General features: G+C 61.2%; 11 protein-coding genes. 4 read left to right on the forward strand and 7 right to left on the reverse strand.

Features of this window, described 5'->3' with window-relative positions; translation table 11 throughout:
- Window positions 1-2 precede the first annotated feature (2 nt).
- From Q7S58_RS17960 to Q7S58_RS17990, 7 genes are all read right to left on the reverse strand, one after another.
- Window positions 3-1,181 carry an LLM class flavin-dependent oxidoreductase gene (locus tag Q7S58_RS17960; protein ID WP_304829114.1) on the reverse strand — a complete coding sequence of 393 codons (1,179 nt, stop codon included), beginning with the start codon at window positions 1,179-1,181 and terminating at the stop codon, window positions 3-5.
- Window position 1,182: 1 nt separating this feature from the next.
- Window positions 1,183-2,634, reverse strand: coding sequence for an amidohydrolase family protein (locus Q7S58_RS17965; RefSeq protein ID WP_304829120.1), 1,452 nt, complete (start codon window positions 2,632-2,634; stop codon window positions 1,183-1,185).
- A gap of 197 nt (window positions 2,635-2,831) precedes the next feature.
- Window positions 2,832-4,301 carry an amidohydrolase family protein gene (locus Q7S58_RS17970; protein WP_304829125.1) on the reverse strand — a complete coding sequence of 490 codons (1,470 nt, stop codon included), beginning with the start codon at window positions 4,299-4,301 and terminating at the stop codon, window positions 2,832-2,834.
- Between the two features lie 35 nt (window positions 4,302-4,336).
- The gene (locus Q7S58_RS17975; protein WP_370655540.1) at window positions 4,337-5,671 is read right to left on the reverse strand and encodes an LLM class flavin-dependent oxidoreductase; all 1,335 of its coding nucleotides are present in this window, start codon (window positions 5,669-5,671) and stop codon (window positions 4,337-4,339) included.
- 8 nt (window positions 5,672-5,679) lie between these two features.
- Window positions 5,680-7,002 (reverse strand): LLM class flavin-dependent oxidoreductase, encoded by a 1,323-nt coding sequence (locus tag Q7S58_RS17980; protein ID WP_304829130.1) that lies wholly within the window; start codon window positions 7,000-7,002, stop codon window positions 5,680-5,682.
- A gap of 65 nt (window positions 7,003-7,067) precedes the next feature.
- Window positions 7,068-8,345: an LLM class flavin-dependent oxidoreductase gene (locus Q7S58_RS17985; RefSeq protein WP_304829135.1), complete on the reverse strand. Its 1,278-nt coding sequence runs from the start codon at window positions 8,343-8,345 to the stop codon at window positions 7,068-7,070.
- 218 nt (window positions 8,346-8,563) lie between these two features.
- Window positions 8,564-9,325, reverse strand: a complete 762-nt coding sequence (locus Q7S58_RS17990; RefSeq protein ID WP_304829138.1) for a TetR/AcrR family transcriptional regulator — start codon at window positions 9,323-9,325, stop codon at window positions 8,564-8,566.
- 270 nt (window positions 9,326-9,595) lie between these two features.
- On the opposite strand from Q7S58_RS17990, the gene Q7S58_RS17995 reads away from it, so the two are divergent.
- From Q7S58_RS17995 to Q7S58_RS18010, 4 genes are all read left to right on the forward strand, one after another.
- The gene (locus Q7S58_RS17995; protein WP_304829141.1) at window positions 9,596-11,068 is read left to right on the forward strand and encodes an amidohydrolase family protein; all 1,473 of its coding nucleotides are present in this window, start codon (window positions 9,596-9,598) and stop codon (window positions 11,066-11,068) included.
- A gap of 31 nt (window positions 11,069-11,099) precedes the next feature.
- Window positions 11,100-12,554 carry an amidohydrolase family protein gene (locus Q7S58_RS18000; RefSeq protein ID WP_304829144.1) on the forward strand — a complete coding sequence of 485 codons (1,455 nt, stop codon included), beginning with the start codon at window positions 11,100-11,102 and terminating at the stop codon, window positions 12,552-12,554.
- A 105-nt stretch (window positions 12,555-12,659) separates the two neighbouring features.
- Complete coding sequence (locus Q7S58_RS18005; protein ID WP_304829147.1) at window positions 12,660-13,778, forward strand: LLM class flavin-dependent oxidoreductase; 1,119 nt, start codon at window positions 12,660-12,662, stop codon at window positions 13,776-13,778.
- 35 nt (window positions 13,779-13,813) lie between these two features.
- Window positions 13,814-15,016, forward strand: a complete 1,203-nt coding sequence (locus tag Q7S58_RS18010; RefSeq protein WP_304829150.1) for an acyl-CoA dehydrogenase family protein — start codon at window positions 13,814-13,816, stop codon at window positions 15,014-15,016.
- The last annotated feature ends 2 nt before the right edge of the window (window positions 15,017-15,018 follow it).

A 15,018-nucleotide genomic window follows, 5' to 3' on the forward strand; every position in this document is an offset into this window, starting at 1 on the left:
TGCTACCAGTTCCAGTCCCGTTGTGAGGGATGAATCCAAGCGCCCGATTTCGCGAGCAGCGGCATAACCTGCTCGCCGAAGCGCCGGATTTCACGCTCGTGCCAAAGTGGAAAAGTCAACAGCAGGCCGCGGCATCCGGTCTCGCGGCAGAAAGACAGGATTTCACCGGCGACCTTGCCCGGCGGCCCGCAAAAACGGGCGGCCTTGGGATCCATCGAGCCACCCCACGCGCGGACGACCTGCTCATCGGTGAACCCGGCGAAGGCGTCGCGGATGCTCTGGCTGCTCATCACTCCCGCGGCAAAGGCGCGGGCGGCGTCGAGGTCGATATTTTCGGTTATCCAGTTCAATACTTCGTCAGCTTCCCGCTGGGTGTCGCGCACGATGACGCGTGCGGCAGTCATCAGCGATAGTTCGTCGGGTCCGCGCCCGCACGCGACGACCTGCTTGCGCGTCTGCTCCATGCGCGCGTTTATCGCCGCCGCCGAGTTTTCGGTGAGAAATAGATAGTCGCAATGGCGCGCGGCGAGTCGCTGGCCCGCCTCGGACGCACCGGCGTTCACCAGCAGCGGAAACGGCGCCTGCAGCGGTCCCGGCCCGACCACCGCTCCCTTCATCGTGTAATGCTTGCCCTTCCAATCGACCCAGGCATCTTCTCGGCGCATGCCGTCCCACAGCTTCTTGACAAGATCGATCATCTCGACCGCCATCTCGTAGCGCCGATCATGCTCGACCTCGCCCTCGAAGCCGAACATCCGCATTTCCGCTTCCGTCAGGCCGGTCACGACGTTCCATCCCCAGCGCCCGCCTGACAACCGGTCGAGGTTGGCGCCGATGCGGGCGATATGCGCCGGGTGAAAGTAAGTCGTGTGCAGGGTGGTGATTATTCCTATCCGTTCGGTGATGCCGATGAGGGCCGCACCCAAAATGAAAGCGGCGAGCATCGGATCCTGATGATGGGCCAGCGTCGAGGCGCGATCGTAAGGCGCCCATCGATCGGCGAGAAACAGGTAGTCGAGACCGATCTGCTCGGCCGCCTGCGCGATCGCCCGATGCGTAGCCATCTCCATCGGGTCGGGATTCGCATCCGCCACCGCGCGCGAGGTGACGTGAATTGAAGGGGTGTTCGGATAGAACAGTCCCAATCGTAGCCGCGAATCCGCAGGGTCGAGCTTCTTCACATCATTTCGCAGCGAGCGCCTTCTTAACGTCCGACTCGACCCGGGTACCCTTGAAGAAATCCGGGTTCATCCCGCACCACAACTCGACCGGATTAGTGAAGACAAAGTCCCGGAAGTCTTCCTGCGTGATCAGGCCGTGCTCGACCAGTTCGTAGGCTTCCTCGGTAACTTCGGTCATATCCGGCACGTCCCAATGGCCGATGTCGGAGCTGAAGATCGCCCGCAAGCGGGCGCCGAACGGGTTTCGCTTGGCGTCGAACGCAGACGCGTTGCCCGGATCGTCCGCTTCGCACCCGAAATAGAAGTTCTTCACGAACAGATCCCGAATGTCTTCGGCTCGCTCGATACCGCATCGCCACCAATCGTCGATAGTCTTCGGATCTTCGGTGGTTCCGGCGAGCAGTCCAGTGCTGTTGGCCATATTATCGAGCTTGCCCTTGACCATGTCGCCGCCGTAACGCTCATAGAGCGACAGCAGCATCTCGCGATCGAGGTTGGCCGGGTTGTAGTTCTCCATCGCCTTGCCGTTGCGCTTCACCCAATGGCCGACGAGATCGCTGTAGAGGCTCGCGCCCCACGCCGTTCCGCCTTCGAGGAACGCGAACTTCAAGGTCGGAAATCTGCGCGTCACGCCGCCGAAAAACAGCGCCTTGCAGAGCGACTCGCCGGCCGCGCCGAAGTGGCCGATATGGTTGAACATGTAGTTCGAGATCGAGGTCCTGCTGCCCCATCCCATCCCGCCGGAGTGGAAGGTCGGCGCGATTTTCAGCTCGACGCACTTGGCCCACACCGGGTCGTAATCGTAGTCGCCGTCGAAGCACAGATTGTCGAACCAGCGTGCGGGACGTCCGCCAGTGCCGGCAGGCTGCGCGCCAGGCATCGGACGCATCACGTGGCCAGGCATCATCACGGCCTTCATCCCGAGTTTGCCGACGGCGAATTCGAGTTCCTCGATCGCTTCTTGCGGCGTGTGCATCGGGATTACCGCGACCGGGGTCATCCGGTCGGCATACTCGCGGAAAATGTCGGAGTGAAACAAATTGAAGGCCCGGCTGACACCGCGACGGGTCTCTTCGTCGTCCATGTGCGGCGCGAACAGGCCAGCGGTCGGGTACAGCACCGTGAAGTCCAGGCCGATATCGTCGAGCCGCTCGTGCAACAATTTCGGCATGCTCGAGGTCGCGCGATCGAGCGTGTTTTTGGTCGGCAATGCCCACCACGGCGGTCTCGTCGTGCGCAGTTCGCGGCGCTGCTCGGGGCTCTGCCGATACCAGGCGAACAGTCCGCCCTGGAGCGCGTCATGGTAGCGTTTGACCATCGCGTCGCCGCCGACTTTTTTGATGTAGTCGAGCAGCGCGGGCTCGAATTCCACCGTGTGGCCATCGGAATCGATCACCGGATGATCGAGTTTTTCGCGGACGGCTCGCGACTTGGAGATACCGTTATTCGACATTGTTGGTGACCTCTGATTCAGGGTGTTTGTGGACGGTACGCGAATCGCTTATCTGGTACCACGGATTGCAACCGGTGGTCAATGAAGGCCGTCACCGGCGCCGACCTCTGGTAGTTTTGGTCTCCGCGCGCGCATATCCCTGCGAAGGCCGCGATGCCGGCGCGACGATCCGCGTCACGCCGGCATCGACAGCTTCACTATGCTGCAGATAGCTTGCGCACCTGGGATTCGACCACCGTGCCTTTGAAAAAGTCGGAATTCATCTCGGTCCACAAGCGGGCCGGATTGACGAACATGAAGTCGCGCAAATCCTCTTCGCTCATGACTTTATGCTCGACCAGTTCGTAGGCCTCCTCGACCACCTCGGTCATATCCGGCACGTCCCAGTGCCCGATGTCCGAACTGAAGATGGCGTTGAGCCTGGCCCCGAACGGATTGATGCGAGTGTTGAAGGCCGAGGCGTTCATTGGGTCGTCGGCCTCACAGCCGAAGTAAAAACTCGGTACAAAGAGATCGCGAATGTCCTCGCGCTTCTCGATTCCGCATCGCCTCCAATCGTCGAGCGTCGCCGGGTCTTCCTTGCTTCCCGCCAGAATCCCGTTCTGCGTAATCCCGTCAATTTTGCCCTTGACCATATCGCCGCCGTACTGCTCATAGAGCGACAGCAGCAACTCGCGGTCGAGGTTGGCCGGATCATAGTTCGACATCGCCTTGCCGTTGCGCTTCTCCCAATGGCCGATCATGTCGGCGTAGAGCGAAGCGGCCCAGCCGACTCCACACTCGAGGAAGGCGAACCTGAGGGTCGGGAAACGGCGCGTTACTCCGCCGAAGAACATCGCCTTGCACAGCGCCTCGCCCGCCGCCGCGAAGTGCCCGATGTGATTGTACATATAAGTCGAGGGCGAGGTGCGGCTGCCCCAGCCCATGCCCGCGGAATGGAAGGTCGGCGAGACCCCCAGTTCGACGCACTTTGCCCACACCGGATCGTAGTCGTGGTCACTGTCCAGACAGAGATTGTCCAGCCAGTACGCATAGCGCGCCGCGTCGGGTGCGGTGCGGACGACTTCTGGAATCGGCCGAATCACGTGGCCCGCCAACATCACCGCTTTGAAGCCCAACTGCTTGACCGCGAATTCGAGTTCCTCGGTTGCTTCCTGCGGCGTATGCATCGGGATGACCGCGACCGGAATCATGCGGTCGGCGTATTCGCGAAAGATGTCCGCGTGAAACATGTTGAACGCCCGGCAGGCGGCCTTCCGCACCTCTTCATCATCGATATGCGGGGCGGCCAGCCCGAGGCTGGGGTAAAGCACGGTTACATCCAGACCGATCTCGTCCAGCCGTTCGTGCAGCAGCTTCGGCAGCGTCGAGGTTGCGCGGTCGAGCGTGTTCTTGGTTGGCAATCCCCACCAGGGCGAGCGCGTTGCGCGCTGGGCAACGCGTTGCTCGGGCGAGAGGCGACTCGAGCCAAACAACGCGCCGAGGCCGGCGTTCATTCCAGCGCTCCAGTGCGTCTTGTAGTGCTCGACCATCCTGCTCCCGCCCACCTTGGCCAGGTATTCCATCACCGCCGGCTCGAATTCGACCGTGTGTCCGTCAGAATCGATCACGGGATGGCCGAGCTTCGCGTGCACGGCCGCGGATTTGGATGTTTTCGCGGTAGCCATAGTTTAACTCTCCTTGTTCGGATGCGTGTGCGTTTTTATTCCTGCATCAAATGTTCGCGCAGGGTTGTTCCTTCGTAATCGGTGCGAAAGCGGCCGCGCTTTTGCAGAATCGGCACCACCATCTCGACGAATTCCTCGAGGCATCCCGGCAGGTAGTGAGTGATCAACATGAAGCCGTCGCCGCCTACTTCATCGAAGATGTCCTCGAGCTGATTGGCCACCTGCAGCGGCGTACCGACGATCTTCGGCCCGATTCCGCTGCCGTAGAATTGGGCGGCCTCACCGACCGTCACCGAGCGGCCGATATTTTCCTTCATCAGCATTTTGGCCAAGCCTTGAATGCCAAGCCCATGACTCAGCGCCTGCAACAGACCTTCGCCGTTCTCCGCCCCGAATTCCTCGAGGGGGGTGTCCAGCGGCACACGCGACAGGTCATACCCGATATGCGTGGATAGCTGCGTGAGACCGCCCAGTTGTGGGACCGCTTCGATCAGCGCCCGCTCCTTGGCCTTTGCCGCATCCTCGGTCTCTCCCACAATCGGCATCAGTCCCCACAGCACCTTTACATCGCCGGAGCTGCGACCGTATTTTTTCGCGCGCGCCTTCACATCATCGTAAACCCGCTTCATCGCCGCGGGAGTTTGATGAACCGCGAATACCGCCTCCGCGTGCCGGGCGGCGAATTCCAGCCCCCGGTCTGACTGTCCGGCCTGAATGATCACCGGATGACCCTGTGGCGACCATGGAACCTGCGCCGGTCCGGTGACCTTGAAATACTTTCCTTCATGATTGACCGGATGCACCTTGGCGGGGTCGGCGTAGATTCCCGATTCACGGTCCATCACCACCGCGTCAGGCTCCCAGCTCGACCACATCTTGCGAAGAACATCTAGGTACTCATCCGCCCGATCATAGCGCTCATCGTGGGTGTATTGTTTTAGTGCGTTCTCCAGCGGCGAAGTTACGACGTTCCAGCCCACTCGCCCCTCGGTAAGATGGTCAAGCGTCGAGAGCAGACGGGCAAGATACTGCGGCGGCAGGTAAGCCGTGGAAATCGTAGCGGCGAGCCCGAGTCGTTGCGTCACCGGCGCCAGCATCGACACCAGCGGCACCGCGTCATGGGTCGGGCACTGCACGCCGTAGCGGATGGTGGTCTCGATCGAATGGCCGTAGCGGTCCGAGACGCCGACGCCGTCGGCCATGAACAGCATGTCGAGCTTGCCTCGTTCCAGAATCCGCGCGATATCTATCCAAAACGCGGGACGCGCGTAGTTGTATCCGACCAGCGAGCGGGGCAGGCGCCACGACCCGACCGAATGATGCATCGGACAGTTAAGCAGGATCACCGCAAAGTGCATCTTTTTCGACATAGATTTTCCTAGCTGTCCTGTAGCAGATGCTCGCGCTGCGTCTTGCCCGCGTAGTCGCTGCGGAACAGGCCTCTACGCTGCAACACCGGCACGACCATATCGACGAATTCCTCGATCGCGCCCGGAGTGTAGATCGGGCTGAGCATGAAGCCGTCGCCTCCGGCCGCTTGATAGTACGCTTCCAGTTGATCGACTACCTGCTCCGGGTTGCCGACTATCTGCGGCAGGCTAACGCTCTGACCGTGCATCTGGGCCACGTCGCGGACGGTGAGCTGCTTATTGGCCACCTTGCTGTATGTCTTGGCCAGTCCCTGGATTGCGAACTCCGGCGAATGCTCCATCACCTGGTCGAGGTCGCGGCGTGAAAAGTCATAATCGAGATGGCCCGACAGAATCGTAAGTCCCGCCTCGACCGGCACCAGGCTGTTATGAAAGGCCTGCTTCTCGCGGGCCTCTTCCGCGGTGCGTCCGACGATCGGCTGCACGCCGAATAGAATCTTGCAGTGATCGGGATTGCGCCCGGCGTTCTCCATCCGTCCCTTGACGTCCGCGTAGTACTCGCGCGCTCCGTCGGCAAAGGGCTGCACGGCGAAAATCGCCTCGGCATACTTCGCGGCGAATGCCCGGCCGGAGGACGACGCGCCGGCCTGAATAATCGCCGGACCGTTCTGCGGCGAGCGCGTGACCGTCAACGGTCCCCGCGACTTGAAGAAGCGGCCTTCGTGCTCGATACGACGAACCTTGGCAGGATCCGCGAACACCCCGCGCTCGCGATCCATCACCACCGCATCCTTGTCCCAGCTATTCCACAGCTTGATGCAGACCTCCATGAATTCTTCGGCGCGCTCATAGCGGAGGTTGTGCTCCATAAGTTCGGCCCCATAGTTCGCCGACTCGTTGTGATTGATCGAGGTTACGATGTTCCACGCGGCGCGCCCGCGGGTGAGGTGATCAAGAGTGGCCCACAGGCGCGCGACGTAGAATGGCTGCTGATGGCTGATCGAGAAAGTTCCGCCAAGACCGATCGTCGAAGTTACTGCGCCGAGCCACGAAAGTAATGGAATAGGATCGTGTGCGGGCGCCTGAGTCGCATAGCGAATCGCAGGCTCGAGCGAACCTGTGTAGGTGTCCGATATGAAACTCACGTCCGCGAAGAACACCATGTCGAACTTGCCGCGCTCGCAGACCTGGGCAATGTGCTGGTATAGCTCGGGACGGTCCCAGCTCAAGCTGGAATAGGCGGTGCGCGGATGACGCCACATCGCGAGGCTGTGATAGGTCGGGCTATGCATCAGGAACTGCGCAAGATGCATCTTCTTGTTGTTCCGCATAGTTCCCGTTCCTCCAGCCGTGAGGCGTCGTTAGCGTTCTCCTTCAATTCCTGTGGCGCGGCAATTCACTCTTCAAAGGCGTAATCCCGCAAGGTGTCGCCGCGATACTCCTTGCGAAAGACGCCGCGGCGTTGGAGTTCCGGGATAAGCAGGCGGACCAGATCCTCGTAATAGTCCGGCGCATAGTAGGGAGGACTCACCTGGAAGCCGTCGCCGCCCATGTGATCAAGCATCTCCTCCATCTGGTCGGCCACCTGAACGGGCGTTCCGACCAGATGCGGCATCATGCCGCGCCCGTAGATTTGCGCAGCTTCGCGCAGCGTCACGGGCTCCGCGCGCTTGAAGGACTCGACGATGCCCTGGATGGCGCCGCCCTCGATATCGTTAACCAGCGTGTCGAGGCTGTATCGCGTCAGATCCATGTCGAAGTGCGACGACATCAGATGCAAGCCGACTTGGGGCGGGATGCGGTCGAGCACGGACTGTTCGATCGCCTGCGCTTCAGCTGCAGTTTCGGCGACGATCGGTTGGGCGCCCCAGATGATCTTGATCTTCGAGGGGTCGCGCCCGTGTTTCAGTGCGCGCTGTGCGAGGTCGTCGGTGAACCATCGGCCGCCCGCGCCAAAAACGCATTCTGCATGCTGGGCCGCGAACTCGCGCCCGCGCTCAGAGGCGCCTGCCTGGATCAGCAACGGCCGGCCTTGCGGCGACGGAATCACGTCGAGCGGCCCTTGGCAGTTGAACCATTTGCCGCGGAAATTGATGCGATGGACTTTGGCCGGATCGGCAAAGACGCCGTTCTCCATGTCCATCTTCAGCGCGTCAGGCTCCCAGCTATCCCACAGCCGGTAGCACACCTCCATGAATTCGTCGGCCCGGTCGTAGCGCTCGTCGTGCGGGATCATCTTGTCGAGGCTGAAGTTGCGCGCCTCGCCATTGCTGAACGAGGTGACGATATTCCAGCCGATCCGCCCATTGGTAATGTGGTCGAGCGTGGACAACTTCCGCGCCAGCATGAACGGCGCATAGAACGTGGTCGACATCGTCACCGCAAAGCCGAGCTTCTGCGTGAAGCCCGCGAGATAGGAAATGAGCAGCAGCGGATCGTGAACGGGGAACTGGACCGCGTAACGGACGCTCGCCTCGTTGCCGCCGCCCCAGCCGTCGGCAAAGAACAGCATGTCGAACTTGCCGCGCTCCAGCGTCTGCGCGATCGAGCGCCAATACTCGTTCTGATGCCAGTGCCAGCGGATCTTTTCGCGTGGATAAATCCACGACATCATCGTGTGAGGTGCCGGAGCGTAGAGCACAAAGCCAGTCAGATGCATCTTCTTCTTCGCCATCGGCTGTTTCCTCTTGTGCGCCGGTCCAATCAGTACGGTCAAAATCGGAATCGCGCCTAGCTATCCGCTCGCGGTACTGAACTGTTCAGGGCGGTACCACAGATTAATCTCGATGGTCAAACTGGCGGAGGCGCGCGCCGCGCGGACGGCTCCACGAAAACCAGCAGGCTCGCGCTATTGAGATTCAGTCAGGACAGGCGGCGCGCGGCCACCGATGGCTAAGTTGAGTTTCGGCCAGGCTGGCGGCCGCGCCGATTGTCGCTGCTTCTTGAGACGGCCGCGCCAGGCTCGAACGTCGCCGGCGCGGCCGCGTCTCTCGACCGCGCGCTCGGCGGAGGTTCCCCCGCGCCTGCCGAACGGATCGCGTCACCTACCGGATCCAGATTCTGACCCGGCAACAACCCGTGGTAGAGCAAGCGTGAGAGTTCTTCGTAGGACTCGGCGAGTGTGAGTCCGAGCTTGCGCTGGAAATCCGGATCGATGAGGCGGCCTGCGGCCATCAAGATCAGTTCCGCAACCAGCTTTGGGCTTATGTCGTTGAACACCTCGGCCTCGATCCCGTCGCGAATCATCTTTTCGAGGCGATCGAAGGTTTGGCGCTGAAGTTGTTCTAAAAGACGCATTCCGGGAGGAAAAATCGCAATGTCGCGCAGAAATCTCGCGCTCGCCGGCCGCGATGTTTCCACGATCGCATTCATATAATGCGTCAGTGTGGCGCTTCGATTGGAGGTGTCTTTCGCGATCTTGGCAAGGTACTCGTCCGTCCTGTTCAGCACCCGGTCGATCACTAATTGCAGCAATCGCTCCTGGGTCGGCGCGAGAGAATAAAGTGCCCGCTTCGAGCATCCAAGGCGCCGTGCCAGGGTGGCCGTGTCGAAATGAAGAAAGCCTTCGCCCACGACAATGTGCTCGAGCTCTGCCAGAATGTGGCGGAGCCGTGGCGAGAGTTTTTCTTCGTTAACGTGGTTGCGTTGCGGCATCGGAAATCAATTATCCCGGTCGGGGGCTGCAAGCAATCCCTCCTCGTGCCAGTTTGACAATGCCTGCCCAGCTATGGTACCAGCCGACCTATTGGGGTACCGTCAGGGTAGGGTTTTCAAAACGTCGGGAAGCAAAACGGGACGAAATCACTTTGAGCTGAAAGAAAAGCCTCCGCGCGGCCGACACCGGTCGCCCGCGGCCAGTTGAAACTGACGGGCCGATCGCCTCCGCCCGCTCCGGTCCAAGCAAGAAAAAGAGGAGAAGTTCTGATGGGCACCAGCATTCGTACAACCGGCTCACCCTCCAAGTCGGCGCTTTCCAAGTCGGCGCAGGTTCGCGCGCGCCTCAAGCATCCGGTGATCGATTCCGATGGCCATACGGTAGAATTCCAGCCTGCGCTGCGCGATTACATCGCTCGGATTGGCGGCCCCAAGCTCGCCGAGCGATACCGCAGCGACGGCGCCAACTGGTACCGGATGACCGCCGAACAGCGGCGCGCGGAACGTCCGCTCAGGCCGCCCTGGTGGGCGCTGCCGACCAAAAACACGCTCGACCGCGCAACCGGCACCTTCCCCAAGTTACAGTACGAGCGGCTCGATGAAACCGGAATCGACTTCGCGGTGCTGTATCCGACCGCGGGGCTGGGTGCGCCGCACATTCGTGACGAGGAACTGCGGCGCGCATCTTGCCGTGCGTTCAACACCTTCAATGCCGATATTTTCCGCGACTATGCGGATCGTCTGACGCCGGCTGCGGTAATCCCGATGCATACGCCGACGGAAGCGATCGAAGAACTCGAATACGCGGTCAAGACGCTGGGGCTCAAGGTGATCATGATGGCGGGACACGTACGCCGTCCGATCCCGGCGATAGCCGAATCGGTCGCGAATCCCACCCGCTACGCCTACTGGCTGGATCTGTTCGGGCTCGACAGCGAGTACGATTACGACCCGGTGTGGGCCAAATGCGTTGAACTCGGGGTGGCGCCGAGCTTCCATTCCGGCGGCATGGGCTGGGGCAGCCGCTCGTCGATCTCGAACTACATGTTCAACCATATCGGCCATTTCGCCGCGGCTGGCGAGGCGACCTGCAAGGCGCTGTTTTTCGGCGGAGTGACGCGGCGCTTCCCGAAGCTGAAATTCGCCTTCCTCGAATGCGGCGTCGGCTGGGCGGCGAACCTGTACGCCGACCTGATCGGTCATTGGGTGAAGCGCAATCGGAAGGGGATGGAAAACTACGACCCCGCCAATCTGAATCGAGAAATGTTCTATGACCTGGCGCGCCGCTACGGAGGCAAGTTGGTCGAGGGCAAGCTCGAGCGGCTGGGCGAGGGATGGGGTCTGAACGGCACTAGGGAAGATCCCGAGGCGCTGGACGACTGGTCGCGCTGCGGAATCGAAAAGCCCGAGGACATTCGCGATCTGTTTGTGCGGAATTTCTATTTTGGATGCGAGGCTGACGATCCGATCAATGCAATGGCCTTCGACTCTAAAAAACTTCCATTGAAAGCAAAGCTGAACGCGATCTTCAGTTCCGACATGGGCCACTGGGACGTGCCCGACATCACCGAGATTACAGAGGAAGCCTACGAGATGGTCGAACACGGTCTCGTTTCCAAACACGACTTTCGCGATTTCGTGTTTGCGAATCCGGCGCGGCTATGGGCCGGCATGAATCCGGACTTTTTCAAAGGCACGCGGGTCGAGGAAAGCGTCAAGCAGCTGATGGCCGACCAGGACTGAGTGTGATGCGACGCGGACGCGGAGGCTCTTTGTGAAAACCAACGGCAAAAGCAAGTCAGCCGAGATTCGGGCGCGGCTGGGGCATCCGGTGATCGATTCCGACGGGCACATGGTCGAATACGTGCCGGCATTTTTTGAATATCTGAAAAAGATCGGCGGCGATTCGGTCGTCCGGCGCTATCGCGAGGCCGGATTCGGCTTCGGCTGCACCGCGGATTGGTATCGATTATCGCCCGCAGAGCGGACGCGCCAACATGCGGTCCGCCCTCCCTGGTGGGCGTTGCCGACCAGCAATACGCTGGACCGCGCGACCTCGACCCTGCCCCGGCTGTTGCACGAGCGGCTCGACGAGATGGGGATCGATTTCACCGTGCTTTATCCGAGTCTCGGTCTCGACGCGCCCTACCTCGCTGACGATGAGGTTCGTCAGGCGGCCTGTCGTGCGCTGAACACGATGTACGCGGAGCTGTTCGCCGAGTTTTCAGATCGCATGACGCCCGCCGGCATCATTCCGATGAACACTCCGGGAGAAGCGATCGCAGAACTCGAGTACGCGACCAAGACCTTGGGACTCAAGGCGTTCATGATGGCGACGCACGCCATCCGGCCGGTGCCGCTGGTTAACGAGAAGGCGCCCGAGTTGAGCCGCTATGCGCGCTATATCGACAATTTTTGCATCGACAGCGCCTACGACTACGATCCGGTGTGGGCGAAGTGCATCGAGCTGCGAGTCGCGCCGGGCTTTCACTCGTCGGGCATGGGCTGGGGCAGCCGAACCACGTCGAACTACATGTTCAATCACATCGGCCACTTCGCCTCCGCATGCGAGGCGCTCTGCAAGGGCGCTTTCATCAGCGGCGTCACGCGCCGTTTTCCGAAGCTCCGGCTGGCGTTCCTCGAATGCGGTGTTTGGTGGGCGTGCGCGCTGTACGGCGACCTGATCGGGCGGTGGGAGAAGCGCAGCGGGGAACAGATTCACAATTACAATCCCGCCAGCCTGAACCGTGAACTCTATGCCGACCTGTTCCGCCGCTACGGAGGCAGGCTCGCGACGGCGGAAATGATGGCGCAACTGCCGAGCGTGCTCGAAGGCTCCGATCATCATCCCGAGCAACTCGACGATTTGGCCGCCTGCCGAATATCGAAGAAGGAGGACATCCGCGACTTGTTCGTTCCCAACTTCTACTTCGGCTGCGAGGCCGACGATCCGACCAACGCGTTCGCTTTCGACCGAAAGTGCAACCCGATGGGTGCCCGGCTCAATGCGATTTTCAGTTCCGACATCGGTCACTGGGACGTTCCCGACATGCGCGAAGTCGTTGAGGAGGCGTACGAACTAGTAGAACACGAAGTCATGAACGAGGACGACTTTCGCGACTTCGTATTCGGCAATCCGGCGCGGCTGTTTACCGAGGCAAATCCGGATTTTTTCAAGGGCACGCGGGTCGAAGACGCGGTAAAGAAATTCCTCGGCAGCGAGTCATAAGCGCCGTCGATGGGTTCGATCGGACTACGCGGTAGGCGGGTTGAGATCACGCGAGGTCCCTTCGATCCGGGCGGACAGCCGCGGGTCGAAAGTGAGAATCCCCTGTTGCTCGGCCTGTTCGCGTGGAACCTGACCGGAGGATGCACGATCTCCAAGGCGGTGCTCGCCGATCCGGATCGCTACCAGAACTTCTGGCATTGGGATTCGGCGCGGCGGCTGGTCGGCATGGCCGACGATATGGGGCTCGAATTCCAGGTGCCTTTCGGACGCTGGCTCGGGCATGGCGGCGCGACCCGCTTCAACGAGGATCAGCTCGATTTCGTCAGCACCGCGGCGGCGCTGTCCCAAGTAACCAAAAGGATCATGCTGTTTTCGACCGCGCATGTCACCTACGGCTTCCATCCGATCCATTTTGCGAAGATGGGCGCGACCATCGACTACATCTCGGGCGGGCGCTGGGGCCTCAACGTCGTCACCGGCTGGATCGAGGACGAGCAGGCGCTGTTTGGCCAGAGCTTCCCCGACCACGAGCGCCGCTATCAGATGGCGGACGAGTTCGTCACGCTCATGAAGTGGGTGTGGTCGAGCGACGAGCCGATCACGTTCGAAGGCGAGTTCTACCGTTCTTACGGCGCATACGTCAGCCCGAAACCCGCCCGCAAGCCGCGGCCGTACCTGGTGAACGCCGGCACTTCGCGGGCCGGAACCGACTTCGCCGCTAAGCATTGCGACTGGATCTTTTGCCTGGGCGGCGTGGACCAGATGCGGCGCGCGGCGGACGCGGTCACCGAGCAGGCGGCGCACTACGGTCGCCACGTCGATCCGATGACTTTCGCTTACGTGGTGATTGCGGAAACCGATTCGCGCGCCCACGAAATATTCGACTCGCTCGCCGGCCAGATCGACGAAGAAGCGGCCGACACCTTCATCATGCGCGGCATGGCGGGCTCGCAGTCCGGCACCCCGCTGGCGGAGTTCACGCTGGACCCGGGCAAGAGCCTTCGCCAGCAGATCGGCGAAGAGCGCTACCTCGGTTCGGCGCTGGGCCTCGGCGGCCATCATATCGTCGGTTCGCCGCAAACCGTTGCCGAGCAGATTCGATTGCTGCACGAGCAGGGCGGCCAGCGCGGGGTGTTGCTGTCTTTTTTCGATCCCCTGGCCGGGCTTGAGATGGTGCGCGACGGCGTGTTGCCGATTCTGCGCAAGATGGGTCTGCGCAAGTAATCTCGCGCGGCCAATTAGGGGAAGTGAGGATCACGATGACGGAAAATGAACGCGAAGATATTGTGCAGCGGGCGCGGACGGTAGCAGTGGAGAAGCTTGCGCCGCGCGCCGATACGCACGATCGCGAAGGCTCGTTCCCGACCGAGAACTTTGCCGACTTGCATCGCGCAGGGTTGCTGGGGCTCCCTATTCCGGTCCGCTACGGCGGTCTTGGCGGCGGTATCGGCGGCGACCATCGATCCTTTTATCCGGTGGTGCACGAGATCGCACGCGGATGCGGATCGACCGCGCTGATTTACGGACATCATGCGTACGTGGCCGGATTGGTAGCTCAGCTCGGCACCGAAAATCAGCAACAGCGCTATTTCGAGCAAGTGCTTAAGCGGGGCGCGCTGTTCGCTTCGATTGGATCGGAGCCTGCGGGCGGCAATCTTGCTGCGATGAGCACGACGGCGCGGCGCGTTGCGGGCGGTTACGTTTTGAACGGACGCAAGCGCTTCGGCTCAGGCATGGGCTACACAACGTTTCACATGATATGGGCGCAACTCGAGGGTGAGTCCAATCTCGAAAAGGGGTTGCTGCTGGCCTTCATCGAGCCGGACAACCCGCACATCAAGATCATCCGCGATTGGAGCTCGATGGGGATGCGGGCGACCGCTACCGACGGCATGGAGTTGACCGAGTGCTTCGTCCCGGACGATGACGTGCTCGAGGGTCCGGGCGCCTATTTTCGCTTGCCGATACCTGGGCTGTTTTTCCACACCGAGTTCGCCGCCAACTTTACAGGCGTCGCCTCGGGCGCGCTCGACTTCGCGGTACAATATGTTCGCGAACAGACGCGCCCGTGGATGGGCAGCGACCTCACCCGCGCGATCGACGATCCCTATCTGCAGTATCGTTTCGGCGAGATGTACTCGCTGCGGGAGGCCTCGCTGTCATTGGTGAACCGCTCGGCCGCGGCGATTCAACGCGCGCAGGATTCCGGCACCCAAAACGATCTTGTGGAAGCGGCGAAGGCGTCCTGGTCGGCGAAGATCTTCGCCACCGAAGCCAGCGGCAAAATCACCAACATGGTTTTCCAGGTTTGCGGCGCCCGATCAACGCGAATGAAGTACAACCTCGATCGGTTCTGGCGCGATGCGCGCACCTTTACGCTGCATGATCCGGTGGACGGACGTCGGCAAGCGCTGGGCGCGGTCGTGCTGGGCGCTCATGAGTATCGCGCGTCGATCATTTGAAG

It is taken from the genome of Candidatus Binatus sp. (genome assembly GCF_030646925.1).
In the GTDB taxonomy this organism is placed as follows: domain Bacteria; phylum Desulfobacterota; class Binatia; order Binatales; family Binataceae; genus Binatus.

Coding starts and splice junctions, on each gene's coding strand:
- Q7S58_RS17970 (WP_304829125.1), bottom strand. CDS start 4,301: ATGGCTACCGCGAAAACATCCAAATCCGCGGCCGTGCACGCGAAGCTC.
- Q7S58_RS18010 (WP_304829150.1), top strand. CDS start 13,814: ATGACGGAAAATGAACGCGAAGATATTGTGCAGCGGGCGCGGACGGTA.
- Q7S58_RS17985 (WP_304829135.1), bottom strand. CDS start 8,345: ATGGCGAAGAAGAAGATGCATCTGACTGGCTTTGTGCTCTACGCTCCG.
- Q7S58_RS17965 (WP_304829120.1), bottom strand. CDS start 2,634: ATGTCGAATAACGGTATCTCCAAGTCGCGAGCCGTCCGCGAAAAACTC.
- Q7S58_RS17975 (WP_370655540.1), bottom strand. CDS start 5,671: ATGTCGAAAAAGATGCACTTTGCGGTGATCCTGCTTAACTGTCCGATG.
- Q7S58_RS17995 (WP_304829141.1), top strand. CDS start 9,596: ATGGGCACCAGCATTCGTACAACCGGCTCACCCTCCAAGTCGGCGCTT.
- Q7S58_RS17990 (WP_304829138.1), bottom strand. CDS start 9,325: ATGCCGCAACGCAACCACGTTAACGAAGAAAAACTCTCGCCACGGCTC.
- Q7S58_RS17980 (WP_304829130.1), bottom strand. CDS start 7,002: ATGCGGAACAACAAGAAGATGCATCTTGCGCAGTTCCTGATGCATAGC.